Annotated in this window: 29 protein-coding genes; 9 read left to right on the top strand and 20 right to left on the bottom strand. The window is 38.9% G+C overall.

The window, feature by feature from the left end:
* Positions 1-6 precede the first annotated feature (6 nt).
* The 4 genes from SNE25_RS18310 to SNE25_RS18325 all read right to left on the bottom strand — a co-directional run bounded on the left by SNE25_RS18310 (position 7) and on the right by SNE25_RS18325 (position 2,452).
* Entirely contained in the window at positions 7-474 is a 468-nt protein-coding gene (locus tag SNE25_RS18310) for a hypothetical protein (protein WP_321560439.1), read from the bottom strand.
* Positions 461-931, bottom strand: a complete 471-nt coding sequence (locus SNE25_RS18315) for a Panacea domain-containing protein (RefSeq protein ID WP_321560440.1) — start codon at positions 929-931, stop codon at positions 461-463. The genes SNE25_RS18310 and SNE25_RS18315 overlap by 14 nt, the downstream gene beginning before the upstream one ends.
* A 403-nt stretch (positions 932-1,334) precedes the next feature.
* Positions 1,335-1,472 carry a hypothetical protein gene (locus SNE25_RS18320; RefSeq protein ID WP_321560441.1) on the bottom strand — a complete coding sequence of 46 codons (138 nt, stop codon included), beginning with the start codon at positions 1,470-1,472 and terminating at the stop codon, positions 1,335-1,337.
* Between the two features lie 50 nt (positions 1,473-1,522).
* A complete protein-coding gene (locus SNE25_RS18325) occupies positions 1,523-2,452 on the bottom strand; it encodes an IS1595 family transposase (protein ID WP_321560442.1) in 930 nt (309 codons plus the stop codon).
* Positions 2,453-2,534: 82 nt separating this feature from the next.
* Here SNE25_RS18325 and SNE25_RS18330 point away from each other — a divergent pair, with 82 nt between their 5' ends.
* Positions 2,535-2,936 carry a hypothetical protein gene (locus tag SNE25_RS18330; protein WP_321560443.1) on the top strand — a complete coding sequence of 134 codons (402 nt, stop codon included), beginning with the start codon at positions 2,535-2,537 and terminating at the stop codon, positions 2,934-2,936.
* Here SNE25_RS18330 and SNE25_RS18335 read toward each other — a convergent pair.
* From SNE25_RS18335 to SNE25_RS18345, 3 genes are all read right to left on the bottom strand, one after another.
* Positions 2,917-3,051 (bottom strand): hypothetical protein, encoded by a 135-nt coding sequence (locus SNE25_RS18335; RefSeq protein ID WP_321560444.1) that lies wholly within the window; start codon positions 3,049-3,051, stop codon positions 2,917-2,919. The two genes, SNE25_RS18330 and SNE25_RS18335, sit on opposite strands and share 20 nt — an antisense overlap.
* 382 nt (positions 3,052-3,433) lie before the next feature.
* Positions 3,434-3,682 (bottom strand): hypothetical protein, encoded by a 249-nt coding sequence (locus SNE25_RS18340; RefSeq protein WP_321560445.1) that lies wholly within the window; start codon positions 3,680-3,682, stop codon positions 3,434-3,436.
* Positions 3,683-3,689: 7 nt separating this feature from the next.
* Entirely contained in the window at positions 3,690-4,388 is a 699-nt protein-coding gene (locus SNE25_RS18345; RefSeq protein ID WP_321560446.1) for a DUF3291 domain-containing protein, read from the bottom strand.
* 74 nt (positions 4,389-4,462) lie between these two features.
* On the opposite strand from SNE25_RS18345, the gene SNE25_RS18350 reads away from it, so the two are divergent.
* The 6 genes from SNE25_RS18350 (at position 4,463) to SNE25_RS18375 (ending at position 9,454) form a co-directional block, all read left to right on the top strand.
* Entirely contained in the window at positions 4,463-4,942 is a 480-nt protein-coding gene (locus tag SNE25_RS18350) for a GAF domain-containing protein (protein ID WP_321560447.1), read from the top strand.
* Positions 4,939-5,586, top strand: coding sequence for an alpha/beta hydrolase (locus tag SNE25_RS18355; RefSeq protein ID WP_321560448.1), 648 nt, complete (start codon positions 4,939-4,941; stop codon positions 5,584-5,586). Before SNE25_RS18350 ends, SNE25_RS18355 begins: the two co-directional genes overlap by 4 nt.
* Positions 5,583-6,185 (top strand): DNA-3-methyladenine glycosylase, encoded by a 603-nt coding sequence (locus SNE25_RS18360; RefSeq protein WP_321560449.1) that lies wholly within the window; start codon positions 5,583-5,585, stop codon positions 6,183-6,185. The genes SNE25_RS18355 and SNE25_RS18360 overlap by 4 nt, the downstream gene beginning before the upstream one ends.
* A gap of 79 nt (positions 6,186-6,264) precedes the next feature.
* Positions 6,265-7,545, top strand: coding sequence for a kynureninase (gene kynU, locus SNE25_RS18365; protein ID WP_321560450.1), 1,281 nt, complete (start codon positions 6,265-6,267; stop codon positions 7,543-7,545).
* 145 nt (positions 7,546-7,690) lie between these two features.
* Positions 7,691-8,545: a bestrophin family protein gene (locus SNE25_RS18370; protein WP_321560451.1), complete on the top strand. Its 855-nt coding sequence runs from the start codon at positions 7,691-7,693 to the stop codon at positions 8,543-8,545.
* A gap of 6 nt (positions 8,546-8,551) precedes the next feature.
* Positions 8,552-9,454, top strand: a complete 903-nt coding sequence (locus SNE25_RS18375) for a histone deacetylase family protein (protein ID WP_321560452.1) — start codon at positions 8,552-8,554, stop codon at positions 9,452-9,454.
* Here the strand turns inward: SNE25_RS18375 and SNE25_RS18380 are convergent.
* Genes SNE25_RS18380 through SNE25_RS18395 form a run of 4 tightly spaced genes read right to left on the bottom strand, consistent with a single transcriptional unit; the run spans position 9,451 to position 12,447 of the window.
* A complete protein-coding gene (locus SNE25_RS18380; RefSeq protein ID WP_321560453.1) occupies positions 9,451-10,830 on the bottom strand; it encodes an MATE family efflux transporter in 1,380 nt (459 codons plus the stop codon). The genes SNE25_RS18375 and SNE25_RS18380 overlap by 4 nt on opposite strands.
* A 52-nt stretch (positions 10,831-10,882) precedes the next feature.
* Positions 10,883-11,506: an RNA-binding domain-containing protein gene (locus SNE25_RS18385; RefSeq protein WP_321560454.1), complete on the bottom strand. Its 624-nt coding sequence runs from the start codon at positions 11,504-11,506 to the stop codon at positions 10,883-10,885.
* Between the two features lie 26 nt (positions 11,507-11,532).
* The gene (locus SNE25_RS18390; protein ID WP_321560455.1) at positions 11,533-11,991 is read right to left on the bottom strand and encodes a GNAT family N-acetyltransferase; all 459 of its coding nucleotides are present in this window, start codon (positions 11,989-11,991) and stop codon (positions 11,533-11,535) included.
* A gap of 12 nt (positions 11,992-12,003) precedes the next feature.
* Positions 12,004-12,447 carry a DUF4442 domain-containing protein gene (locus tag SNE25_RS18395; RefSeq protein WP_407666944.1) on the bottom strand — a complete coding sequence of 148 codons (444 nt, stop codon included), beginning with the start codon at positions 12,445-12,447 and terminating at the stop codon, positions 12,004-12,006.
* Between the two features lie 238 nt (positions 12,448-12,685).
* On the opposite strand from SNE25_RS18395, the gene SNE25_RS18400 reads away from it, so the two are divergent.
* Positions 12,686-12,895: a hypothetical protein gene (locus SNE25_RS18400; protein ID WP_321560457.1), complete on the top strand. Its 210-nt coding sequence runs from the start codon at positions 12,686-12,688 to the stop codon at positions 12,893-12,895.
* Positions 12,896-12,955: 60 nt separating this feature from the next.
* Here the strand turns inward: SNE25_RS18400 and SNE25_RS18405 are convergent, their stop codons facing one another.
* The 9 genes from SNE25_RS18405 to SNE25_RS18445 all read right to left on the bottom strand — a co-directional run bounded on the left by SNE25_RS18405 (position 12,956) and on the right by SNE25_RS18445 (position 22,836).
* Positions 12,956-13,750 (bottom strand): SDR family NAD(P)-dependent oxidoreductase, encoded by a 795-nt coding sequence (locus SNE25_RS18405; protein ID WP_321560458.1) that lies wholly within the window; start codon positions 13,748-13,750, stop codon positions 12,956-12,958.
* A 217-nt stretch (positions 13,751-13,967) separates the two neighbouring features.
* Positions 13,968-15,227 carry a tetratricopeptide repeat protein gene (locus tag SNE25_RS18410; RefSeq protein WP_321560459.1) on the bottom strand — a complete coding sequence of 420 codons (1,260 nt, stop codon included), beginning with the start codon at positions 15,225-15,227 and terminating at the stop codon, positions 13,968-13,970.
* 5 nt (positions 15,228-15,232) lie between these two features.
* The gene (locus SNE25_RS18415) at positions 15,233-16,348 is read right to left on the bottom strand and encodes a tetratricopeptide repeat protein (RefSeq protein ID WP_321560460.1); all 1,116 of its coding nucleotides are present in this window, start codon (positions 16,346-16,348) and stop codon (positions 15,233-15,235) included.
* Positions 16,349-16,353: 5 nt separating this feature from the next.
* Positions 16,354-18,927: a DNA gyrase subunit A gene (gene gyrA / locus SNE25_RS18420; protein WP_321560461.1), complete on the bottom strand. Its 2,574-nt coding sequence runs from the start codon at positions 18,925-18,927 to the stop codon at positions 16,354-16,356.
* Between the two features lie 151 nt (positions 18,928-19,078).
* A complete protein-coding gene (locus tag SNE25_RS18425; protein WP_321560462.1) occupies positions 19,079-19,477 on the bottom strand; it encodes a hypothetical protein in 399 nt (132 codons plus the stop codon).
* A gap of 10 nt (positions 19,478-19,487) precedes the next feature.
* Positions 19,488-20,402 (bottom strand): oxygen-dependent coproporphyrinogen oxidase, encoded by a 915-nt coding sequence (gene hemF, locus SNE25_RS18430; protein WP_321560463.1) that lies wholly within the window; start codon positions 20,400-20,402, stop codon positions 19,488-19,490.
* Between the two features lie 114 nt (positions 20,403-20,516).
* A complete protein-coding gene (locus SNE25_RS18435; protein WP_321560464.1) occupies positions 20,517-21,749 on the bottom strand; it encodes an MFS transporter in 1,233 nt (410 codons plus the stop codon).
* 112 nt (positions 21,750-21,861) lie between these two features.
* Positions 21,862-22,059, bottom strand: a complete 198-nt coding sequence (locus tag SNE25_RS18440) for a cold-shock protein (protein ID WP_321560465.1) — start codon at positions 22,057-22,059, stop codon at positions 21,862-21,864.
* A 141-nt stretch (positions 22,060-22,200) separates the two neighbouring features.
* The gene (locus SNE25_RS18445) at positions 22,201-22,836 is read right to left on the bottom strand and encodes a peroxiredoxin (RefSeq protein ID WP_321560466.1); all 636 of its coding nucleotides are present in this window, start codon (positions 22,834-22,836) and stop codon (positions 22,201-22,203) included.
* A 161-nt stretch (positions 22,837-22,997) separates the two neighbouring features.
* Here SNE25_RS18445 and SNE25_RS18450 point away from each other — a divergent pair, with 161 nt between their 5' ends.
* Positions 22,998-24,782, top strand: coding sequence for a glycoside hydrolase family 15 protein (locus SNE25_RS18450; RefSeq protein WP_321560467.1), 1,785 nt, complete (start codon positions 22,998-23,000; stop codon positions 24,780-24,782).
* The last annotated feature ends 18 nt before the right edge of the window (positions 24,783-24,800 follow it).

The raw sequence follows: 24,800 nt of genomic DNA on the forward strand, positions 1-24,800 counted from the left end.
CCACCATTACGGACAGATTTCGTGATTCCTATCTAAAAAGCACAAATAAAAAATTGCCCCAAATCTAAATCCATGAACCCTCATTTTTTTACTTACTCTTAATTCAACTATTCCTATATCGGGGCTTAAACTATTGATGAACTCTGATTTTGGATATTGGCCCCGGCTAATATTGGTTATACCAAAACCCGTCTTTTCTAATTTTCCTGATTGAGAGTAGATATTACTCCAAGTACTTTCATGTATGCGACGAGAAAAATCCCAAAACAAATTCATTTCATCCTTTTGCCAACCACTAAAACATTGGAAATCATGTTGAATGAACTTTATTGAAATAAGAACATTGGCCTTATCGCCATCGCTTTGCCATCCTTTCATTAGGGCAGCATTCTTATCAATAAATTTCGGATTTGTATTAACCTTTGAAGCAGATTGAGGAATCAAACTTCTTTTAAGATTATTATTTTGGCTCACGTATTTTTGAATAATAAGATTTCATTGACTTCAACGTAATCTCATTTGTACAAGCTAAGTAAGGAGGTATTCCAGCTCTTGCATTTATCCATGGATTTTCATTGTGAGTCAAATCTTCCAAGTATTTACCAGAGTGTTCGCCATATATCATATTAACATCATTAAGGATGGCTAATGTATCTGAATCAAAATAAATTTCATCTATTCTTATTTCTGATAAATCAAGAGGGGAATATATAGGATATTCTTTAAAACGCTCATAAATAGACCTTACCACAGGCCCATGAGTCCATGCCTCGACCCTTTCATCGAATAAAGGCCGATCGAAAATGGTGTAATTCCATGCTTGAGCATAATAAACCAACTTTTGGAGCTTTATAGGGGAGATAGTATCGCCAAGGTTAGTATCTACCTGTGATAAAAAGAAATCTGCTATATTGTTGGCCTGGTATTGCATTTATCGTTATTTGCGTTTACAATTTAAAAAATCGCTGCATATCAAAAATGAACATTGATACAACTTATTTTAATAAACATTGTTTGTTGCATATAACGACATCAAGGGACTGAACAGTGGAATTCGTCACACGTTCAATTTTGATTAGTTATTCAGCTAAGTAATAAAAATTATGAATTTACACGGCTTCGCAGATTGAAATTGTGTATTGTCAATAACTCACAAATAGTTTATTACTTTTAGTATATCGCAAATATATATCCAAAACCATGATTTGCAACTAATTAAATAAAAATGTGACATAATTGCGTGTAATTTATAAGTATTCTAAATAATAATTCCACACAAAAAAACCGCTATCCAATTAAGGAAGCGGCTTTTTATTAATATTTTGTTAATTAACTTATTTCGAGTTGGGTTTTGGCAGAGGCTTTAACATCCTGTCAATAGCATTATCAAACGCTTTGTCCCCGCTCGTTTGTTTGGGTTGAGGATTACGTACAGGCGCAACCACAACAGGCTTTTTATCTTCTGACTTCATGTGAATGTGATGTTTGAACAATACGAAGTTACACCAATCCCTTAAGAATATCAAGCAGCCGTTAGTTCTTTGTATTTTAATCTGCATTCCATTTTTGATATGACGCAATCTAATTGCTGTTGTGCTCCTAAGTTTCTATAATTATATCTAAACGCAAATTCATCTACGTATTTCTGTAAATGCTTAGGCGTGGTTTTATGATATACACCCTTGATTCCTTTTTTGAATTGACTCCAAAAACCCTCAATTGTGTTAGTATGACAATCGCCATCTACGTACCAACCTTTAGCATGATCTACAGAACGCACGTTATAGTGCATTTCTATTGATTTATAGCCCTGATAACCGTCTCCCATGATATTACACCCTCTTTTCACATATTTGTCAAGAGAGCGCCTTATATGAATCATAGTAACATCAGGTACTACAATGGCTTTTACTTTACCGCCACGTTGTAGCATGCCTAATACAGGTGTCTTATCTTTCCACGATCGGCCAGGAGTATACTTGATACGCTTTCGCTTATGTTTAAATATTGCTTTACCACCAACAAAGGTTTCATCTATCTCTACTGTACCGTCCAATTGTTCCTCTTCCTGATTACCTAATGCTAATCTTAAACGACCTAACATGAACCATGCTGTTTTCTGCGTGACACCTACGTCTTTGGCTAATTGAATACTGCTAATGCCTTTCTTATGTAGGAATAGGTAAATAGCCACAAACCATTTAATAGTGGAAAGTTTACTGGCTTCCATGAATGTACCTGTTTTGGCCGTGTAGACACGTTTACAGGCAATACACTTATAACGTATGCCATCCTTAAAAATATAGGCTGTATCGTTCTCACAATCCTTATGAGGGCAAAGCATGATACCATCAGACCATCTACGAGAGGCGAGGTATTGGTGACATGCTTTTTCATTAGGGAATCGTGTAACGACATCTATTATCGTTTTAAATTCGGTAGACTGTAACATGGTTAAGATTTTTAAATAAGATTTTTAGTTATATAATAGTTAATAGTAGATTTATAGGCTACTTCACCTAAAACCTATTATTATGGCAAATCACATCCAAGTTAAAATTCATCCAGATGTACAAACAGTAAATTCTGTTCCTGATGTGTTGCCTAATGCAACATGGATTATTGGACATAAGACAAATTTGTTTATTGACGGTAAGTATGTATTCAAATTTAAAGTCAGTATGTTGATTAGGAAAGATGGAGAACAAGACCCTACATATAGTTATTCAAGATATATGAGGTTTGGTTTTCTGCCAACAGACAACAAAGATGAACTTTATCAAACTGGGTTATGGTGCTATCAAACTGCTGTTATTGAATTTAACAAATCACTTGATATATTCTTTGGTAGGGATAGATTTATGGACTGTAGATTTGATGATCCAATAGATGTAAATAGGATGATAGACAATGCCCTTAATCTAAGTCTGAATTAAATTCATCAAAGTCATCTGATATAATTATCTCGACATCTAATTCCCACAAAATTTCACGCTCTTTTATGTAAACTTCGTGTATATCCTCATTTTTATTTTTTGTTACTGTTTTCATGATACTAATTTACCAAACATTCAGCAATTTATTTTATGGCTGATAATAACGCCATCTGAGTTTAAAATCTTTAAGTATTTTGAGTTAAAGTTGGGATAGAGTTCACAGAACTATATTCTGAAAAGGAGGGCGATTTTAGGTTAGGTTTGTATATAATTACCCATTTATTTGGTTAAAAACAACACCAAATATAATTTTTTTAATTAATATAAATGCCTTTATAACAGATAATTATACTTATTAATATACAGTAACTGTACATTTTGATGTATTTTATATTCGTTTTTTAGATAAAATAGGGGTGATTGGCCAAATAAAATTCTGTTTTAATGATTTAAAAACTATAATTAGTTGTGTTACAGATGATTGTATATGCTATTTGTTAGTAATTATAGCGATAATAAGCATCTTTGAAATCTGCACGCATTTCTAAAAATCGGGAACCAACTTTTTTTAAAAACTCTTCATCAAGCAATTCAAAAACGCTGTTAACACCATCTGTTAAATCCATCTCGGCTATCTTATAAGTCTGCTCAAGTATTCCCTGTTCAATTTTTACGATGAACTTTTGATTCATACTCAGGATGGATATTTTAAAATCGGGGTGGGGTAGTTCGGCAATAATTCTCATGTCTTAATTATTTCAATAAATCATTTAATGGGTCTTTTCCATGCAGTGATCCAAAACTTTCAATAGGTCTAAAGCGGGCAAAAAGCTCCTCGCTGTACCAGTTTTCACTACGGGTTAATTTTATTACTTCTGCGTGTTCCCGGCTTGTATAAGCAAAGGCTTTCACGTCGTCTAAACTTTGCCAAACCGAAAAGGTGGCTTGCCGGTAAACCGGCGCTTCGCCTATACCAAACGAGGTAATATAACCTGGTGCGCTAATCATCAGATTGGCCACTTCATCAACATGTGACCAAAAGTTTTTTAGCCTGTTCATCCTGATTGTGGCACGGGTTAATACCACTATAGGGCCGGTGTGGTCTTTTATATTGGAGTTATCAAAAGGTTCTTTCCCGTCCCATTTGCCATGACTTTGCAAGGGGCGGCATAATATTGTCCACTTTTCGCGACTCAATATCCGCCACCAGGCAGCGACAAAGGACTGTTTGTGAAAATTATCAAAATCTTCCCTTGTGTCCCAGCAGGCCAGTAATCCCCATTGCTGCCAGTCGGGTTGAAGGTCAAATGTTCCGTTGCGTCCCGATCCCAACAGTTTATAAAACGTGCAGCCTTTTTGAAAAAGCATAGGTAAACGGTGCAAAGCCATAGCCAGCAAAGCGAGCGGAATAAAGAGTTTACGATATCGTACTATAGTTAAACTAACGATCATACACCCTGCTAAATAAAAGATTAAATATGATATTTGCCTTATTTACTTTCAATACAGCATCACTACTTTTGTGTATGGCAGAAGATTTAAATATAACCGCATCAACTAATAAAACGGAGCAATACACTACGCTTATTCCCCAAATTGAGGCCTTGCTTTATGACGAACCCGATCTGGTGGCCAACCTGGCAAATATCAGTGCTGCTTTAAAAGAGCAGTTTAAATGGTTTTGGGTAGGCTTTTATCTGGTAAAAGATAATGAGCTGGTTTTAGGCCCGTTTCAAGGGCCTGTAGCATGTACGCGCATAGCTTTAGGTAAAGGTGTTTGCGGATCGGCATGGGAGCAGGCCAAAACACTTATAGTGCCTGATGTTGACGCATTTCCCGGGCATATTGCCTGCAGTTCGCTTTCGCGATCGGAAATAGTTGTACCCGTATTTCATAATAATGAAGTAGTAGCGGTGCTTGATGTAGACAGTGAGTTATTAGATCAGTTTGATGAAACGGACACCCGTTATCTGGAGCAGATAGTTAAGCTGGTAAGTTTTAAATGAGCAGAATATATCTGATAGCCGGACTGGGGGCCGATACCCGAGTATATAACAATATTGATTTACATGAGCATGATGTAATACCTGTTGATTGGATAGAACCCAATCAAAATGATACTTTAAGTACTTATTCTCAAAAGCTTATATATCAATATAATATATATCATAATTCCATCATTATCGGTAATTCCCTGGGAGGAATGATCGCTGTAGAGATAGCCAATTTGCTCCCGGTAAAAAAGGTGATCCTGATATCGAGCATCAAAACAATCAACGAAGCTCCGTGGTACTTTAGTTTATTCAGGAACCTGCCGGTTTATAAACTTATTCCCGGAAAGTTATTTAACTCGCTTGGTTTTATGATTAAACCACTATTCGGCCATATGAACGCCGAAGATGCCTGGCTGTTTAATGATATGCTCAACAATACATCGCCTGTATTTATAAAATGGGCTATGAAAGCCATATTGCATTGGGAAAACGAAACCGTCCCGCCAAACCTTTATCATATAACCGGAAATAAAGACCTGGTATTTTCTTATAAACGAATCCATGACCCCACCATTGTTAATGGCGGTACCCACATTATGATATTTGACCGGGCAAAAGAGATCAATAAATTATTAAAGCGTATTCTTAAAAAATGAAGTTAAGCGAACAGTTTTATCTTGGTAATGATGTGGTTGCCATCAGTAAGAGCTTGTTAGGCAAGTATTTATTTACTTGTATTGATAGTGTAATTACTGGTGGTTATATTGTTGAAACAGAAGCATATAACGGAGCTATAGATCGCGCGGCTCATTCTTATGGCAACCGGTTAACTCCGCGCACCAAAACCATGTTTATGCAGGGTGGCATTGCTTACGTTTATCTGTGTTATGGCATTCATGAAATGTTCAATATTGTGACCTCGGTAGAAGGGCATGCTCAGGCAATCCTTATCCGGGCTGTTCATCCAACCGAGGGAATTGAAGCCATGCAAGTCAGGCGTAATATGCCGGTTTTGAAATCAAATATTACAACAGGGCCCGGTTCTGTTGCCAAAGCATTGGGTATTTCGCGCAATATTAACGCTATAAGCCTGCAAAGCGATACGCTTTGGCTGGAGGATCGCGGACTTAGTTTTAACGATGATCAAATAACTACTGGCCCAAGAATAGGGGTTGATTATGCAGGGGAAGATGCGTCATTACCATATCGCTTTTATGTTAAGGGTGATATTTATGTGAGCAAGCCTAACAAATAATATGTTTTTTAGCGTACGGATAATTAATTAAAAACTCGCCGCATTCATCACTTCAATCAATTTTTGTAATATTGAGGTAATGAATTATCAGCAAGGTTTAGCATTTGCATTAGAGCAGGATAGGGTTGACCTATTAAAAGACTTCAGAAACAAGTTTCTGATACCTCGGCACAATGATGTGGATGTTGTTTATTTGTGCGGAAATTCCTTGGGGTTGCAGCCGGTCTCGGCTGAACAATATATTGCTGACCAACTAAACACCTGGAAAAACCTGGCGGTTGAAGGCTGGTTTCAAGGTGATGATGCTTGGTTAAGCTATCATAAACAGCTTCTGCCCTCCATTGCAAAAATTGTTGGCGCCCATGAAAATGAAGTTACTGTTATGAATTCACTTACAGTAAATCTTCATTTATTAATGGTAAGTTTCTATAAACCAAATAGTAAACGATTTAAAATAATCATGGAGGGAGGGGCTTTTCCTTCAGATCAGTATGCGGTAGAGAGTCAGGTTAGGTTTCATGGGTTTGATCCAAAGGAGGCTGTTATTGAGGTTTTTCCGAGGGAGGGTGAGCTTACATTGCGCACCGGGGATATAGCTCAGGTTATAAATAAACATGCACCGGAATTGGCATTGGTGCTTTTTGCAGGGATAAATTATTATACCGGACAGCTGTTTGATATGGAAGCGATTGCCCATGAAGCTCACAAAGCAGGGGCTTATGTAGGGTTCGATCTGGCGCATGCCGCGGGCAATGTGCCACTGAAACTACACGACTGGAACGCCGATTTTGCCTGCTGGTGCTCGTATAAGTACATGAACTCCGGGCCAGGCGGTATCAGCGGTGTTTTTGTGCACGAAAAGCATTTTGAAAATACCAAACTCGACCGCTTTGCAGGTTGGTGGGGCTACAGAGAAGATAAAAGGTTTTTAATGGCTCCGGGCTTTGATCCTGCTACGGGTGCAAACGGCTGGCAGGTAAGCACGTGCCCAATATTTCTTTTGGCTTTATTTAAAGCCTCTATGGCTATCTTTAATGATGCGGGTGGTGTCGATATCCTTCGGGGAAAAAGCGTGGCTTTAACAGGTTATATGGAGTTTTTGATTAAAGAGATAAATAAGCAACAAAGCGAGGAGGTTTTCAAAATCATAACGCCGGTTAATCCGCAGGAGCGGGGCTGTCAGCTGTCTGTTGTATGCAAACGGAACGCTAAAGTAATTTTTAAACATCTTGCCGATAACGGCATAATAGGCGATTGGCGCGAACCCGATGTGATCAGACTAAGCCCCGTACCGCTGTATAATACTTTTCATGATGTTTATTTAGCAGTACAGCATTTGGCGGCTGCGATAGCTAACTGAAAAAATGTCACTTCGTGCGAGAGCGAGAAATCTTATGCGATTTGCAATTCGCCCGGCAAGTAGTACAAGATTTCTCCTTACTTCGTTCGTTCGGAAATGACAGAATGAGTGCTTTTGAATTGAATTTTTACTTTTGACTTAAAATATGGTTTATTATAATCCCAAAGAGTGGTTTTCATTTATTTTCAAGATTAACAAGGCCGATACTTTGCGTGAGCTTTTTCCATTAATACTGGCAGTGAGCGCTTATGCAGGTATAGTTACCTATTTTTTAATAGATTTTTGGCAGCTTCCGGATACCAGTCTGCTCAAAAAGGTGAGCTTTATTCATCAAACTATTGGTTTTGTATTTTCATTATTACTGGCCTTTCGTATCAATTCGGCTTATGACCGTTGGTGGGAAGGGCGTAAAATATGGGGCGGTCTTACCAATAGCAGTCGCAACCTGGCTATTAAACTGAAACACTTGGTAAATGAAACCGATGCTGCGTATTTCAATTATATAATACCGCTTTACGCCCGGGCGTTAAGAAATCACCTGCGCGATATTTATGTGCCTGAGCAATCCCGATTTATTACTATTAATCAGGATAAACACGTACCCAACCAGGTAGCATCTGCCATTATAGAAAATGTGTACAGGCTCAATAAAGAGGGTATTATAAACCCGGAGCAATTGTTTAGTATAACTGCCGAAATTACTTCTTTTACAGATATTTGTGGTGGCTGTGAACGCATCAAAAAAACACCTATTCCTTTTTCGTATAGCGTGTTTATCAAAAAATTCATCTTTACGTATATCATGACGCTGCCATTTACCTGGGCGTTTGACCTCAAGTATTTTACTATTCCTATAATCGGATTTGTGCTTTTTGTTTTTGCCAGTATAGAATTAATAGCTGAAGAAATTGAAGATCCTTTTGGCAATGATGCCAATGACCTGCCTCTTGATAATATCTGCGAGAATATTGAAAAGCACGTTGGTGAAATATTAGCTTAACCTGTAATGCTTAAAATAGCTTTCGATCCCATATATGCACATCCATTGCCTGAAGGGCATAGATTTCCGATGCTCAAATATGAGTTGATACCTGCCCAGTTATTACATGAAGGAGTGATTACCGCGGATAGTTTATTTTCGCCTGGCTTATTAGCGGAGGATATTATTCTCCAAACTCATGAGGAAAGCTATTGGCAGCAGTTGCGGGATCTTACCTTATCATTAAAAGAGCAAAGGCGCATCGGCTTCCCGTTATCCGCCCTGCTGGTTGAGCGTGAAATACGAATAGCTCAGGGTACTATCGATGGTTGCCGGTTTGCATTTGATAACGGAATAGCTTTTAACGTTGCTGGCGGAACTCACCATGCTGGCACAAATTGGGGCGAAGGCTTTTGCCTTTTAAACGACCAGGCTGTTGCGGCTAACTATTTGCTGAATAATAATTTAGCACAGTCTATCTTAATAATTGATTTAGATGTACATCAGGGTAATGGTACTGCACAGATATTTGAAAATGAGCCGCGGGTATTTACCTTTTCTATGCATGGCGCAAATAATTTCCCATCGCGTAAAGAAACTTCTGACCTGGATATTTCGCTGGCAGACGGGGTAGAAGATGAGCAATATTTAAATATACTATATGAAGCCCTGCCAAAACTCATCCAACAGCAAAAGCCTGATTTTATATTTTATTTAGCAGGTGTTGATGTATTGAGCAGTGACAAACTGGGTAAGCTTGCATTAAGCAAAAAAGCTTGTAAAGCGCGCGACCGATTTGTATTTGAGCAATGCATTGCAAATAATATACCGGTACAGGTTAGCATGGGAGGCGGCTATTCTCCCTTAATCAAAGACATTGTGGATGCTCATTGCAACACTTTTAAAATGGCTACTGATCTGTATTTCTAATCTTTTGCGAAAATCGGGATGGTTTTATCGCGGTGTTTTTTGCTGATGATATGGAAGCGTATAAATAATAACACCGAAGCTGTAGCCAGTCCTAATGTTAACCCATACCAAACCCCATTTACGCCAAGGTGAAAATAGATACCCAAAATGTATCCAACGGGTAAACCTATAACCCAATAAGCTAAAAATGTAATTACTGTTGGAATATTAACATCACCCATGCCGCGTAAAACACCAAGACCAACTACCTGTGCGCCATCAAATAGCTGAAAGAAAGCTGCTATGATAAGTAATTGAGCTGCAATGAAAATGACATTTTCATCAGAAGTTATTATCCATGGCAATAAATGCCGGCCTAAGGTAAATATAAGCGCGGTAACGGCCATAAAAACCAACACGATATGGTAATTTGAAATGGCAGATAAACGTAGGCTTTTATGATTGCTGGAGCCAAAATAGTTTCCTGATTTTATGGCCGCTCCGGCAGATATACCACTGGCCATCATATACGTCATGGACGCCAAACTAATAGCAACCTGGTGAGCGGCTTGCTGAACAAGGCCAATGGTACCTACCAAAATTGCAGCGCCGCCAAAGGCACTCACCTCAAACGTATATTGCATTGCTACAGGAGCACCAATTTTCATGATCTGAATACCTCTCACACGATCAATATTTCTGATAGCAAAGCTTTTTAAGTATTCCTTAAAAATAGGTGATCTGAGCACATACACCGCCATCACAATAGCCATTATGGAGCGATCAATGAGGGTGCTGTAACCTACACCTTTGATGCCCATAGGATGTATACCGAATAGGCCTTTCACAAAGGTTACCCCCAGGCAAATATTAATTATGTTGCCCCATATAGAAATGAGCATAGCTTGTTTGGTAAATCCAAGTCCTTCGGCAAATTGCTTAAACGTATTAAATATGAGCAGGGGAATTAGCGAGAGGCTCATTAATAGCAGGTAGGGCTTAGCAGTCTCCACAACTTGCGGCGATTGGTCAAGATGACTTATCAGCAACATGGTGCCGAAATAAATACCGGCAAACAAAAGAATACCGCTGAGCATATTCAAAAACAGGCTATTTGATAACAAGAGCCCGCATTCTTTAAAGTTACGGCGACCATTATTCTGGGCAACAAGAGGGGTTAACCCATAAGAAATTCCCATACCAATAACCAGGGGCACCATAAACAAGCTATTTACTAATGAAACAGCCGCTAAGGACACTGTGCCGGCAAAGTGCCCCACAATAATAGAGTCAGACATCTGAACCAGGGTATGCCCCAATTGGGATATAACCACCGGAATGGCCAGCTTAAGACTTTCGGAATAATAGGGTTTATACTTTAAAAAATTGCTTATCATTACTTAGGTATGCGAGAACACAAAAGTAATGATAATGGCTATACAAAAGGGATTAACAGGCCGTGTAAAATTCTTCCTTTTCTGTTGTATTAATACGGATTAAACCAGACAGGATCAGGTCAACGAGGATGCGCTGCGCGCGGCGGCGCCCTACCTTAAGTAATTCGCTGCATTCCTTAACGCCTATACGTGTGTGTGTCTCGAGATACTCTAATAACAGCTTTTCATTGTCCGAATATTCTATCAATACACCCTCATCGGCAGAAGAACGTTTAAGCACTTCTAAAACAATCTTGCTGGCTAAAACGCTCTTATCTTTTACCCGCACATAGGCCCACCATTTTCCATCATCAGCTAACGCGTAATGTGGTTTGGTTTCGCTTGGAGGTGTATCAACAACCAGTACCAGCTTATCATCAACATAAACTTCTTCAAAAACAGGATCTAAGGCCGGTCTGGCAAAAAGATGGGCTGCCTTAGTGATCATATAGCGTTCCTCATCTTCAGATTTAACCCCTTTAATAGTACCGTCATCAGCAACGCCTATTAATAGTTTACCACCCTTGTTATTGGCAAAGGAAACCATTGTACGCGCTATCTTTTCGCAGCTGGTAATTGTTTTTTTAAAGTCGAGTGTTACACCTTCGCCCTCAAAAATCAGTTTTTTGATATTCATTTTAGCTCCGTTATCCCTTAAACTAATTACTGAGGTTTAATATAGGGGGTAAATATTTCCATCCACCTTTCAGGATGGGTTATTTGCGTAAAATCAAACTGACTGTACAAGCCATGCGCATCAGCTGTAGCCAATGACCATCGTCTTAAACCCTGCAAGTCAGGATGATTAACTACACTTTGTATCAACCATTTCGATAAGCCTTTTTTCCTGAAAGCAGGCAAAACAAACACATCACAAATGTAGGCAAAAGTAGCCGCATCGGTTACCACTCTTGCAAACCCAACCTGTTGATCATTCGTGTAAACTCCAAAACACATGGAGTTCGTTATTGCCTTCTCCATCTTTTCACGGGGAATGCCCTGCGCCCAATAGGAATCATTATTTAAGTAATCATATATTACATCCACCTGAAGCAAGCCTTTGTCGGTTGATATTTGGAAGCCTTTCTTAATAAATGCCTCGTCGTTCATAAATACAGTCATCAGAATAAAAAATTATAAGCTCACATCAGTAAAATTCAAATTACGCAGGTATATCTCGTTCATTACAGATACACATATTTCACCATCTTTATTATAAATATCAATTGGGTGGTGCGCCATATATTTACCACCGGTATTTAATACCGCCTCGGCATTTGCAATATCGTCATCGCTTAAATTGATCTTGAAATAAAGATCAGACAAACCCGGTTTTAAATAGTGTATAGATGATGATTTTGACCACACCTTTAATTTGTATCCTTTTTTGCTAAGTAACTGATGAAATAATACCGGGTAAAAAGGATCTGCAGCCGAAAATATAGTCCCACCAAAAATAGAACTGTTATAGTTTTTATTTAAGAAACTTCTTTTTATTTTAACCTGAACACCAGTAAATCCTTTATCAATATTTACAACCCAAATACGTTGAAAAAGGAGGGGAGGGTAGAAGCGCATGGCCCACTTTAACATTCGTTCAGATACCACCATAGACCTTAAATATCAGAAATTATTGATAGAATAAACATATTTTAATTGTAAAATAACACATCTGGTTATGGCGCTTACTTCAATAAACATTATGCGCATATACTTTACAATTTTATATCATGAGCAAATTAGCTTAAACAATATGCCCAATGTGTGGTTAATAGTATGTTTAAATTGATAAATTAAAATCAAATACAGGTAAACTATGAAAAAGCAAATTCTAAGTCTTGCACTTGTCGCGACAATGATAGGTGCAATAGCAACAAGCTGCAGTTCGTCAAAAACAGCCAGCAGCGGATCTGATAGTACAAAAACAGACACTGCAGCCACCACAACAACGCCAAGTACAACCCCTGCAAGTACTGATACTGCTAAAACTGACACAGCAAAAACCGACACCACCAAGAAACCATAATATGGTGCTATAAAAAGGTCTGGGTAATAAATACGCCCGGACCCTTTTATTTTTCAAACATCAGAATGCGGTTTTAATAACGCCACCGTCAACTCTTATATTAGCGCCATTAGTAGCCGACGAAAGCGGGCTTGATAAATAAGTTACAGTATTTGCAATCTCATCCGGACTTATAAATCTTTTGATAATGGAAGTTGATCGCATGGTTTTAAAAAACTCCTTTTCCATCTCATCGTCTGTTAAGCCTTTATCTTTTGCAAGGGCTTTCATAAAATCGCCAACACCTTCAGAAAGTGTTGGGCCCGGTAGTACAGAATTAACGGTTACTCCGGTGCCCTCAGTAAGTTCGGCCAGGCCACGTGCTACAGCTATCTGAGCGGTTTTCGTCATACCATAATGGATCATTTCGGCAGGAATTTGTAAGCCGGATTCGCTGGAAATGAAAATGATACGGCCCCAGTTTTGACTAAGCATGTTGTCGAGATAAGCACGCGATAATTTTACGCCGCTTAATACATTAACTTCGTAAAATCTCATCCAGTCGTCATCGGTAATATCCCGGAACTCTTTAGGTTCAAAAATGCCAATATTGTTGATCAGAATATCAACCTGCGGAACTTGTTTAATTAAATTTTCTACCTGTTGCCTGTTTGAAAAATCAGCAGCAATTCCTTTGATTTTGCTGTTACCGGTTTCGGCTACGAGTTTTTCAACTACGGCATTAATTCTATTTTGATCACGACCATTGATATATAATTCTACGCCTTCATGAGCTAATGATTTAGCTATAGCGTAACCGATGCCGGCAGTTGAGCCGGTTACTAATGCAATTTTATCTTTAAGCTTAAGATCCATATGTTTTTATTTTAGGAGTTTGTTTATTCTTAAAGTTATGCAATTCAAATACCTATGTTGCACAGTTGCTCAAAAGATGGAACGGCATTGACAAAATTAATTCCCCGTTTAAAGGTATCATATATTAAGCTGTTTTATTTGTCTCATAATTAACATTATGTTAAGTGGTAATTTTAAAAAGAAAGGGCTTTTCGCAAAGCCCCTCTTCTATTATTCCTTATTGAGCATTCAGCGCATCAAGTTGTTTCTTGATTGCCTCTGCATTAGTGTTGTCTTTTTTACCTAAATAATAGGTTCTAAGGTTGGTTAATGCATCAGGCGATTTTGGATTTAACTCCACAGCTTTTAATAAATATGGTTTAGCCAGGTCAAACTGAGCGTTTGCTTTTGCTATAGCTGCATCATATTCTTTTTGTTTATTAGCCGGCAATTTATTGGCAGCATTGTACGCGTCAATTGCAGGGTTGAGAATTACATAACCTAAATTTAAATTAGCTTCAAAATAATTAGGATCTATTTCCAGCGCCTTTTTATACATATCAGCAGCTTTTGTATAGCTATCAACCTTTTGCTGTTGTAGTGTATTTTTAGCAGCTGCATCTTTGGCTTTTGCCTGTTCTTTAATAATTGCTTCGGCAGTTTGTGAGTAAGTTAAACCTGCATAATAATACAGAGTTTTGTTTTTTGGATCGGCTGCTAAAGCGGTTTGTATTTTTTGAGCTACCTCTTTTTCTTTTCCTGTTTGCAGGCTTATTTCAATTTCTCTTTTACGCAGATCTGTATTGTTCGGATATTTGGCAATACCGTCACTAACTGATTTAAGTGCGTTTACGGTATCCTTGCCTGCTAAATAAAGTGATGACAAATCCATGTAAATACTCGCATTTTTAGAGTATTTGGTTGTAACCAGTTTATTGTAATTAGTTATAGCTGCAGGATAATTTTTTGAGTTGGCAGCTGCTAAACCTGTATAGTAAATGGCATTGGTATCTTCTGGTAAAACAGTACGGTAATAATCAAATGAGTGGTACGCAAGATCATATTTACCCGCAGAATATTCGGCTACACCTTTGGTTAACTGGTATTGCGCCATATTTAAATAAGCATTGTCAATCAGTTGTTTGTTTTCGCCTTTTGTATCAAGTTCCTTAGCTTTTTTCAACGATTCGTCTGCTGTTGTAAATAACGGTGTTGATGTAGCTGCTACAGTATCCTGAACTGCAAGGGCAGAATAAATGGCGCCTTTTAAAGCAAAAGTTTCAGGTAGCGCCGCAGTTTTCTCATTAGCCGAAGCTTTATCAATTGAGGTTCTTGCTGTTCCTAAACTTTTAACCGCAACAGCTAAAGTAGCTTTTGATGCTCTTAATCCTTCGTAATTGTTATACTCGCTCTTTGCAGTATTTAATTCACCTTTTTGTGCAAACGCTGTTGCTGAAACTAAGCCTAACAGGCCCGCCATCAAAAGTTTGATTTTCATGATAGTTAGTTGGTTATCTGTTTTAATTTATTGTTTACTTTATCTAATTGATCCTGATTGCCTGCTTTGGAATAAGCCAATTGTAATGCCTTTAAACCCTGTACATTATTAGGCGATATTTCGGAGGCTTTTTCAAGCCAAAGCACGGCACGGCCAATATTTTTATCCTCATCTCCCTCCTGTCCGGTTGCGCTTTGTTTTAAATAAAGTAAGCCCAAATTAAAAACAGGATCGTATGCTGAGCTATTTAATTCAATAGTGCGTAAATAAAGCGATTCGGCTTTATCGTATTTGTTCAAATGATCGTAACAATTCGCTGCTACAAATGCAATATCGGCGTTATTTGCATTAATGTCAAGCAAAGGGCCAATTAAAGGCTCCAGAGCCTTATAATTTTTCTGGTTGTTATAAATGTTAGCTTCATCAAGCAGTAAAAACCTGTCATTCGGTAAAATCCTCCTACCCTTTTGCAATATTTCCAATGCTTTTGAAGTGTCGCCTAATGATTTATAAATACTTGATGCCGTTTCAATGTACTCTGCACGTGTACTGTCAACTGCCAGTAAATTACTGTAATATTTTGCCGCATCTACCAGGTTGCCAGCTTTATTATTTGAATAAGCTATATAATCATTAACCTGCTTAAAATTGGGGGCATATTTACGCGCATTTTCAAATGATTGCCTTGCATTGGTAAAATCTGAATTATTGGTAAACTCAAATCCCTTACGAATATAAACATTAGCCAGGCACCGTTTGGAATAATCAATCTCCGGCTGATACTTATATTCTTTTTTATTTGCCGACAGTTTATCAACCAGCGTTGATGTTTCTGCAAGTAAAGTAGCTGGCTGCCCGAGTTTGTTTAGCGAATCAATATATAAGATGCTTGAGTTAACCAGTGCCCGGTAAGTGTTTTTTTCAATATCTGCCGTATCCGACTTGGTAATGATCAAGCTGTCTGCTGATTTTTTTGCGGCAGCTAAATATTTCAGATCGTTTTTTTGCTTATAATAAGCAAGGTTATTAACCACAACCTTTAATGCTTCGCTTTGCGCAAAGGCAAAGGTTGTGGTAATAAATGGTATTAAAAATGATAAAAGAATTTTACGGCACTGCATATTGTTTATTCAGTTGGTTCTTCAGTAGTTGATTCTTCACCGTCGGTTGTAGCTTCATTTTCGTCGGCTACCGTATCTTCGGCATTTTCATCAAGTTCCTTTTCTTCATCTTCGTCATGCTCAATTTTAGCAACTGAGGCAATTTCATCATTGTTTTTAAGTGATATTAACCTAACACCCTGTGTAGCGCGTCCCATAGTTCTGAGCTCGCTTATAGCTATACGTATAATGATGCCCGATTTATTGATGATCATAAGGTCTTCCTTATCAGTAACACCTTTTATGGCCACAAGGTTTCCGGTTTTTTCAGTAATATTTAAAGTTTTTACACCTTTACCGCCGCGGTTAGTAACCCTGTAATCGTCAATATCGGTACGTTTGCCGTATCCTTTCTCTGACACTACCAACACAGTAGTCTCGGCATCATCAATACTGATCATACCAACTACTTCGTCGTTATCACCATCAAGAGTAATACCACGAACACCGGTGGCTGTACGGCCCATTGGTCTAACAGTCGACTCATTGAACCTGATCGCTCTGCCAGATTTAAGCGCCATCACGATCTCGCTGCTGCCTGTGGTTAATGTTGCCTCTAATAGCGAATCACCTTCGTTGATATTGATGGCGTTGATACCATTGGCGCGCGGACGTGAGTAAGCTTCAAGCGATGTTTTCTTGATGGTACCCTTTTTGGTACACATGATAATAAAGTTATTCTCCAGGTAGTTCTGGTCTTTCAGGCTGATCAATTTAATATAAGCCTTGATATTCTCTTCCTTCGGAATATTGATAATATTCTGAATGGCGCGGCCTTTTGAGGTACGTGTTCCTTCCGGTATTTCAAATACCCTGAGCCAGTAACATTGTCCCGACTCAGTAAAGAACAGCATATAATTGTGGTTAGAAGCCACCAACAAGTGCTCAATAAAGTCGGCATCACGGCTGTTACTGCCGATAGAACCTTTACCACCCCTGCCCTGCCGACGATATTCTGTTAACGGTGTACGTTTGATGTAACCCTCACGTGATATGGTGATTACTACGTCTTCATCTTCAATAAAGTCTTCAGTTTGCATTTCGGCCGATGAGTGAACCATTTCTGTTCTGCGCTCATCTCCGTATTTATCCTTAACTTCTAATAACTCGTCTTTAATGATTTGCATCCTTAAGCCTTCGTCATTTAAAATTGACCTTAAATAATCAATCAACTTCATTAACTCTGCATATTCATCCTTGATCTTGTCGCGTTCAAGTCCGGTTAACCGGCGAAGTGTCATATCAAGTATAGCGCGGGCCTGTATATCTGTTAAACCAAAAGTACTCATTAAGCCTTCCCGTGCTTCATCAGGTGTTTGCGATGCACGAATCAGGCGAATAACTTCGTCCAAATGATCAAGAGCAATCAGTAAGCCTTCTAATATATGGGCGCGTTTTTCAGCTTCGGCCAGTTCAAATTTAGTACGGCGTATAACAACCTCGTGCCTGTGCTCAACAAAATGATGTATCAGATCTTTTAAGTTGAGCATCATTGGCCTGCCGTTAACCAGGGCAATATTGTTTACGCTGAATGATGTTTGCAGAGCGGTGTATTTAAATAAATTATTCAATACAATTGCCGCGTTAGCCTCACGTTTAATTTCATAAACAATACGGATACCCTCCCTGCTCGATTCGTCGCGTATAGAAGAAATGCCTTCCAATTTTTTTTCGTTTACCAGTTCTGCGGTACGTTCAATCATCAGGGCCTTATTTACCTGATAAGGAACCTCGGTAACTACAATGCGCTCTCTGTCGCTTCCATGAGTTTCAATTTCAGCCCTTGCTCGGATCACTATTCTGCCTCTGCCGGTTTCCAGTGCTTCACGCGGGCCTTCAAAACCATATATAATACCACCAGTAGGAAAATCGGGGCCTTTTACATATTTCATTAACTCGGTTACCTCAATCTGGCGGTTGTCTATCAATGCAATAGTGGCATCAATTACCTCCGACAGGTTATGAGGAGCCATATTGGTAGCCATACCCACGGCAATACCTGATGCCCCGTTAACCAGTAGGTTAGGGAATTTTGAAGGTAAAACTGTAGGTTCCTGTAAGGAGTCGTCAAAGTTTAATTGGAAATCAATGGTATCTTTATTGATATCGGCAAGCATTTCTTCGGCAAGTTTTTGCAAACGGGCTTCTGTGTAACGCATTGCCGCGGGCTCATCACCATCAATTGAACCATAGTTGCCCTGGCCCTCAACCAGCAGGTAGCGTAAGCTCCACTCCTGTGCCATACGCACCATGGTATCATATACTGATTTATCGCCATGCGGGTGATATTTACCCATTACCTCCCCTACAATACGGGCAGATTTTTTATATGGTTTATTGTTATTTAAACCCAGGTCGAGCATGCCGTATAAAACACGTCTGTGTACGGGTTTTAATCCATCGCGGACATCGGGTAACGCCCTTGAAACGATCACTGACATTGAATAATCAATGTAAGCGGATCGCATTTCTTCGTCAATATTTATCGAAATTATTCTGTCTTCCTTACTTGAATTGTCGTTTTCTGTTCCTTCGGCCATTTTTGTTAATTTGTGGAATCTTCTCTTATAATTGCGCTTTAAAAGTGTTTTTTAAGCGACCTGCGAAGTTAAGAAAATAGTTGATTATTGTGCCATTTTTAACACGGCATTTATGCACATTAGCTAATTTATTAACGTTAAAGTTACCGGCTTATTTAACTTTTACCCAGTGATCTTCAACGCGGTTGCCGTTAGGTAGTGTTGCTATTAATTTAAGCGTATCATTACTAACCAAGTAAGCGTATTTTACCGTTTTACCTAATAGTTTTGAAGGCTGGCTGCAATAAGTTTGCGTTTCGAAACAGCTGTCGGCCTGCAACTTATAGTCGCCTTTTTCATAGATAAAGGGTTTCTCACCTTTTTCAATCACAAGCGCTTCATAATGCTGCTCATCATAAGTCCGCTGCAATTTGTAAGCTGTTGATGCTGTATCCATTTTACCGTTCAGCAAGCCACCTCTGTATTCCCAAGTTCCATTTAATGAGCTTTGGTCAATAGTAAATGCGCATAAGCATACTATAGATAAAAAAACAAGACGTAGTTTTTTCATAGGCATAATATTAAGCCCAGTTAACGCCTTTTTTTAGTAAGGATAGGGTTTTTTCTTCCTCGCTGCCTGGGGTTGCCTGATAGTTATAAAGCCACTTGGCAGTAGGCGGTAAACTCATCAATATAGATTCGATGCGCCCGTTGGTTTCCAAACCAAATTTGGTGCCTGCATCATAAACCAGGTTAAACTCGGTATAACGGCTGCGGCGCTGATATTGCCAGAGCTGTTGCTGTTCTGTGAACGGAGTATGACGATTACGCTCAACCAACTCCGTATACACCGGAATGAATGAGCGGCCCAGCGCTTTTGAGAATTCAAAAATAGTATCCCATGATAATTCATCATTTGCGGTTAGCCTGTCGTAAAATATGCCTCCTATGCCACGGGTCTCGTTACGGTGTTTGATGAAGAAATAGTCATCGGCCCATAGTTTAAACCGGTGATAAAAATCATCATAATAGCTATCACAAACAGCCTTAATACTACTGTGGAAAAATTGGGCATCGGCATCAATAATATAATGCGGTGTAAGATCTATCCCCCCACCGAACCACCTTATAGGTTGTTGCCCTTCACCAAATGACGATGGCATTTCAAAATACCTGATATTCATGTGGATGATTGGTACCATCGGGTGATTTGGATGGATCACTATAGAAACGCCGGTTGCGAAAAAATCGTCAGATTCTACCTGGAGCGCTCTTTTCATATTCTCGGGTAATTGGCCATGCACGGCCGAAAAATTCACACCGCCCTTTTCAAATATATTACCATTCTGAATAATACGGGTACGACCACCACCGCCGCCTTCACGCTCCCATTTTTCTTCCTCAAACTTGCTTTTACCATCGGTCAGCTCAAGTGCCGCACATATCTCATCCTGTATCTGCTGATAATCGGTAGTTATTTGTTCTTTGCTTATCATTAATTATTGAATTATTGATTTACTGAGTTATCGGATCATATAAACGGTAAAATTAGCAAACTATTGACTTGACTGACTACTAAATTCAATAATCAATAATTCATTAATCCAAACTTAACTGATCTCTGCGTAATCCAGATCTTTGCCAAATGTTTCTTTTAACTGGCTTAATGAAAGCAATGCAATAAGAGTCAGTATCCCCATCATAATATAACCACTTGTGATCATTCCATAGTGCCCCTTAAATGCATTGAATGCCAATGTAATTGGAATAAGCGAACCTCTCACGAAATTTGGTACTGTTGTAGTTACTGTTGAGCGTATGTTGGTGCCAAACTGCTCGGCGGCAATAGTAACAAAAGTTGCCCAATAGCCAACAGTACAACCCATAAAGAAACATAACCAAACAAAGTGCTGACTTGTAAGTCCCTCGGCGCTTAAATAGCAAAAAACGCTTATAACCGAAAGTAGTAAAAATACCACCATGGTAAGTTTTCTTGACCTGGTGATCTGAGCGAGTATGCCAGCAAATATATCGCCAACGGCTATACCTATGTAGCTGTATAACACACCATCGCCGGCGCTTAGAGCATCTTTTGCCTTTAAAGCTACCCCAAATTCAGGGCTGAATGTAACGAGTACCCCAACAACATACCATAACGGTGCGCCTATTAAAATGCAGAATATATATTTTTTAAACCTGGCCCAGTTGCTGAAAAGCATAAAAAAGTTTCCTTTTGATACCTCGGATTTCTCTATATTTTTAAACATACCCGATTCAAAAGTTCCTATTCTTAACAAAAGTAAAAGTATGCCTAATCCACCGCCTACTTTATAGGCATTTTGCCAGCCATGCTTGGCTACCATTACTGCGGCAGCTGCGCCAAATAAGCCAATTACTGCTACAATCATGGTTCCATAACCGCGTTTTTCCTTACTTAGCGTTTCGGTTACCAGCGTAATACCGGCGCCCAATTCGCCTGCCAGGCCTATACCCGCAATAAAGCGGATAATAGCATACATGTTTACGTCGTTAACATATGCATTTGCAAAATTGGCCACAGAATAGAGTAATATAGAACCAAAAAGTACCTTTATGCGCCCCAGCTTATCGCCAATAACACCCCACAAAATACCGCCTAATAGCAAACCAAACATTTGTACATTGATGATAAACTGCCCTTTGGTAAGCATGTCGGCATCGGAAACGCCGATGTCATGCAGACTACTTTTTCTTACTATTGAAAAAACCAGTAAATCATATATATCAACAAAATAACCCAAAGAGGCAACGAGAACAAGAAAAACGGCATTCCTTGTAAGTTTGGCAGAAACAGTTGTATCCATTTTTAATTTAGGTGTTTGGACGGCTAAAGTAACAGAATTATATATAATCAAAAATTTAAACACAAAAAAACCCCTGTTTATGCAGAGGTTTTTTGCTAATAATTTAGGTTAACTATGCTTTTTTTACATTTACAGCCTGCAGTCCTTTTCTTCCTTCTTCCACTTCGTAAGTAACTTCGTCATTATCTTTAATGGCATTTACGCCGCCTTGTACGTCTTTGAAGTGTACAAAAAGATCTTTACCATCATCGGTAACAATAAAGCCGTAACCTTTTTGTGTGTTAAACCATTTTACTTTTCCAGTTTTCATAATTATAATTATCGTATTAAAAAATTCGTGTTAAGATTAAAAACTAAAGCCAAACTGAAAATAAAATGGTTTTAATAATCAGAAGGAATAGATAAACCTGCCTTTTTCAAATATATAAAATTATTAATAAACCAAATAAAATTATTTGTTTGGTTGCGGAGTTATCCTTAAATAAGGTTTTACCGCTTTATAACCCTTTGGAAATTTGGCAGGAATGTCTTCGGTTTTAATAGCTGGTACTACAACTACATCTTCCCCGTCCTTCCAGTCAACAGGTGTTGCTACGCCGTAGTTGGCAGTTAACTGCAGCGAATCTATCACCCTCAATATTTCCTGAAAGTTACGTCCTGTTGATGCCGGATACGTGATGATCAGCTTTACAGCTTTATCCGGCCCTATGATAAATAATGACCTGACAGTTGCGTTTACCGACGCATTTGGGTGTATCATATCATAAGCTTCAGAAATTTTACGGTCCTCATCGGCAATGATGGGGAAATTTACCTCTACACCTTGAGTTTCGTTGATATCCCCTATCCATCCATGGTGTGAATCAACCGAATCAACACTTAATGCCAATACTTTAACATCTCGTTTATCAAACTCGCTTTTTAGTGCTGCTGTTCTGCCCAGTTCGGTAGTACAAACTGGTGTATAATCGCCAGGGTGTGAAAAAAGTACGCCCCAGCTATCGCCAAGGTATTCATAAAAATCAATGTCTCCTGCTGATGTTTTAGCTTGAAAATTTGGGGCTTTATCGCCTAATCGTAAACTCATGATTATGTTATTTATGTATAGATAATGACTACTAAGTTAATATACATTAATTAATAAATCAAAATTTTAGATGTAATTATAGTGCAATTTACGCCAACATTACTGAGATATTATTGTTGAACTTTTGATTATACACATATTGCACAAAAACTGTAAACTTAATGAGCAGACATACCTACGACACCGGAATAATTGGAAACTGTGCCTTTTTGGCCCATATTAATAAAAACACTAATGTAGACTGGCTTTGCTGGCCACGTTTTGACAGTACTTTCATTTTTGGCGGTTTGCTGGATAAAAAGAAAGGCGGCGAATTTTCTATTCTGCCGGAGGGCGAATATACTTCGCAACAGCACTATCTGGAGAATACAAATGTTTTAATAACTGAAATAAGCCCTAAAAGTGGCGGAAAATATCGTGTTACCGACTTTGCTCCACGCTTTTACCAACACCAGCGTTATTATAAACCACTTATGTTGTTCAGGAAAATTGAGGCTATTGAAGGCTCCCCACGGGTTATTGTTAAATGTGAACCGGTATCTGAATATGGGGCAGTAAAGCTTAGCGTAAACCGCGGAAGCAATCATATACAATACCTTGGCGGCGAGGAAAGCATCAGGCTTACTACCAATATACCAATAAGCTATGTTTTTGATGAACAACCGTTTGTATTAAACGAAACTAAGTATCTTGCTTTAACCTACGGCGAACCACTCGAAGCGGCTTTGATTTCAACAGCCGACAGGTTTTTGGCCGAAACCATCCAATACTGGCGTACCTGGATCAAACACTCTTCTATTGCAACTTATTACCAGCCTTTTGTGATCCGTTCGGGGTTGGCTTTAAAAATACACCAGTTTGAAGATACCGGCGCTATTATAGCAGCAAGCACAACAAGCTTGCCCGAATCACCTGGGAGCGGCCGTAATTGGGATTACCGTTATTGCTGGCTGCGCGACACTTACTATGTAATAACTGCTTTAAATCACATAGGGCATTTTGAAGAAATGGAAAAATATTTTGGCTATGTTACTGATATTTCCTTTTCTGAAGACGACCGGTATCAGCCACTTTACGGAGTGACAGGCAAGAAAAACCTTGTTGAACATATTCTGGCCGACCTGGATGGCTATATGGGTAACCAGCCTGTACGTATAGGTAACCAGGCATATGAGCACATACAGAATGATATTTATGGCCAGGTAATGATATCCATGCTCCCATTGTATACCGATCATCGCTTTGTTTTTTCAGAAAGAAAAGATTCTGTAAAATGGATAGAATTTTTGCTTAATAAAATTGAACATACCATAGATGAAAAAGACGCCGGGATATGGGAATTCAGAAACATGGCCAATATACATTGTTACAGTAACCTGTTTCAGTGGGCGGGCGCTTCAGCGGCTGAAAAAATGGCCCGAACCATAGACAATAAAGAACTTATAGATAAAGCAATTGCGTTAAAAGAACAAGCCGCGGCCCACATTGAAAGCTGCTACGATCCGGTAAGAAAAGTGTACACCAATTCGGCAGGAAGCTCTAATCTTGATGCCAGTACCCTGCAATTAATTATGATGAATTATCTTGATCCTGAATCGCAGAGGGCTAAAGATCATTTACTTGCATTAGAAAAAGAGCTAAGGACGCCTAATGGATTATTTTACAGGTATTTATACACAGATGATTTCGGTAAACCTAAAACTACATTCCTGATTTGTGCTTTTTGGTATGTGGAGGCGCTGGCCAGTGTTGGCCGTTTAGATGATGCACAGCGTGAATTTGCCAATTTACTGCAATACTCCAATCACCTGTTGTTATTTAGTGAAGATGTTGATGAGGAAACCGGCAGCCAATGGGGTAACTTCCCGCAGGCTTACAGCCATGTAGGCTTAATGAACGCTGCTTACCGGATAGCTATTAAATTAGACAGGCCGATATTTTTATAATATTGGCCCGCCTTTTTT

The sequence above is a fragment of the Mucilaginibacter sabulilitoris genome (assembly GCF_034262375.1).
Classification (GTDB): domain Bacteria; phylum Bacteroidota; class Bacteroidia; order Sphingobacteriales; family Sphingobacteriaceae; genus Mucilaginibacter; species Mucilaginibacter sabulilitoris.

Excerpts from the sequence above, each read along its gene's own strand:
- SNE25_RS18405 (WP_321560458.1), bottom strand. The coding sequence starts at position 13,750 with ATGGATCTTAAGCTTAAAGATAAAATTGCATTAGTAACCGGCTCAACT.
- SNE25_RS18375 (WP_321560452.1), top strand. The coding sequence starts at position 8,552 with ATGCTTAAAATAGCTTTCGATCCCATATATGCACATCCATTGCCTGAA.
- SNE25_RS18360 (WP_321560449.1), top strand. The coding sequence starts at position 5,583 with ATGAAGTTAAGCGAACAGTTTTATCTTGGTAATGATGTGGTTGCCATC.
- SNE25_RS18445 (WP_321560466.1), bottom strand. The coding sequence starts at position 22,836 with ATGAGTTTACGATTAGGCGATAAAGCCCCAAATTTTCAAGCTAAAACA.
- SNE25_RS18340 (WP_321560445.1), bottom strand. The coding sequence starts at position 3,682 with ATGAGAATTATTGCCGAACTACCCCACCCCGATTTTAAAATATCCATC.
- SNE25_RS18440 (WP_321560465.1), bottom strand. The coding sequence starts at position 22,059 with ATGAAAACTGGAAAAGTAAAATGGTTTAACACACAAAAAGGTTACGGC.
- SNE25_RS18385 (WP_321560454.1), bottom strand. The coding sequence starts at position 11,506 with ATGAATATCAAAAAACTGATTTTTGAGGGCGAAGGTGTAACACTCGAC.
- SNE25_RS18370 (WP_321560451.1), top strand. The coding sequence starts at position 7,691 with ATGGTTTATTATAATCCCAAAGAGTGGTTTTCATTTATTTTCAAGATT.
- SNE25_RS18345 (WP_321560446.1), bottom strand. The coding sequence starts at position 4,388 with ATGATCGTTAGTTTAACTATAGTACGATATCGTAAACTCTTTATTCCG.
- SNE25_RS18350 (WP_321560447.1), top strand. The coding sequence starts at position 4,463 with ATGGCAGAAGATTTAAATATAACCGCATCAACTAATAAAACGGAGCAA.
- SNE25_RS18320 (WP_321560441.1), bottom strand. The coding sequence starts at position 1,472 with ATGAAGTCAGAAGATAAAAAGCCTGTTGTGGTTGCGCCTGTACGTAAT.
- SNE25_RS18410 (WP_321560459.1), bottom strand. The coding sequence starts at position 15,227 with ATGAAAATCAAACTTTTGATGGCGGGCCTGTTAGGCTTAGTTTCAGCA.
- SNE25_RS18315 (WP_321560440.1), bottom strand. The coding sequence starts at position 931 with ATGCAATACCAGGCCAACAATATAGCAGATTTCTTTTTATCACAGGTA.
- kynU (WP_321560450.1), top strand. The coding sequence starts at position 6,265 with ATGAATTATCAGCAAGGTTTAGCATTTGCATTAGAGCAGGATAGGGTT.
- SNE25_RS18415 (WP_321560460.1), bottom strand. The coding sequence starts at position 16,348 with ATGCAGTGCCGTAAAATTCTTTTATCATTTTTAATACCATTTATTACC.
- hemF (WP_321560463.1), bottom strand. The coding sequence starts at position 20,402 with ATGATAAGCAAAGAACAAATAACTACCGATTATCAGCAGATACAGGAT.
- SNE25_RS18400 (WP_321560457.1), top strand. The coding sequence starts at position 12,686 with ATGAAAAAGCAAATTCTAAGTCTTGCACTTGTCGCGACAATGATAGGT.
- SNE25_RS18335 (WP_321560444.1), bottom strand. The coding sequence starts at position 3,051 with ATGAAAACAGTAACAAAAAATAAAAATGAGGATATACACGAAGTTTAC.
- SNE25_RS18390 (WP_321560455.1), bottom strand. The coding sequence starts at position 11,991 with ATGACTGTATTTATGAACGACGAGGCATTTATTAAGAAAGGCTTCCAA.
- SNE25_RS18355 (WP_321560448.1), top strand. The coding sequence starts at position 4,939 with ATGAGCAGAATATATCTGATAGCCGGACTGGGGGCCGATACCCGAGTA.
- SNE25_RS18330 (WP_321560443.1), top strand. The coding sequence starts at position 2,535 with ATGGCAAATCACATCCAAGTTAAAATTCATCCAGATGTACAAACAGTA.
- SNE25_RS18325 (WP_321560442.1), bottom strand. The coding sequence starts at position 2,452 with ATGTTACAGTCTACCGAATTTAAAACGATAATAGATGTCGTTACACGA.
- SNE25_RS18425 (WP_321560462.1), bottom strand. The coding sequence starts at position 19,477 with ATGAAAAAACTACGTCTTGTTTTTTTATCTATAGTATGCTTATGCGCA.
- SNE25_RS18435 (WP_321560464.1), bottom strand. The coding sequence starts at position 21,749 with ATGGATACAACTGTTTCTGCCAAACTTACAAGGAATGCCGTTTTTCTT.
- gyrA (WP_321560461.1), bottom strand. The coding sequence starts at position 18,927 with ATGGCCGAAGGAACAGAAAACGACAATTCAAGTAAGGAAGACAGAATA.
- SNE25_RS18380 (WP_321560453.1), bottom strand. The coding sequence starts at position 10,830 with ATGATAAGCAATTTTTTAAAGTATAAACCCTATTATTCCGAAAGTCTT.
- SNE25_RS18395 (WP_407666944.1), bottom strand. The coding sequence starts at position 12,447 with ATGCGCTTCTACCCTCCCCTCCTTTTTCAACGTATTTGGGTTGTAAAT.
- SNE25_RS18450 (WP_321560467.1), top strand. The coding sequence starts at position 22,998 with ATGAGCAGACATACCTACGACACCGGAATAATTGGAAACTGTGCCTTT.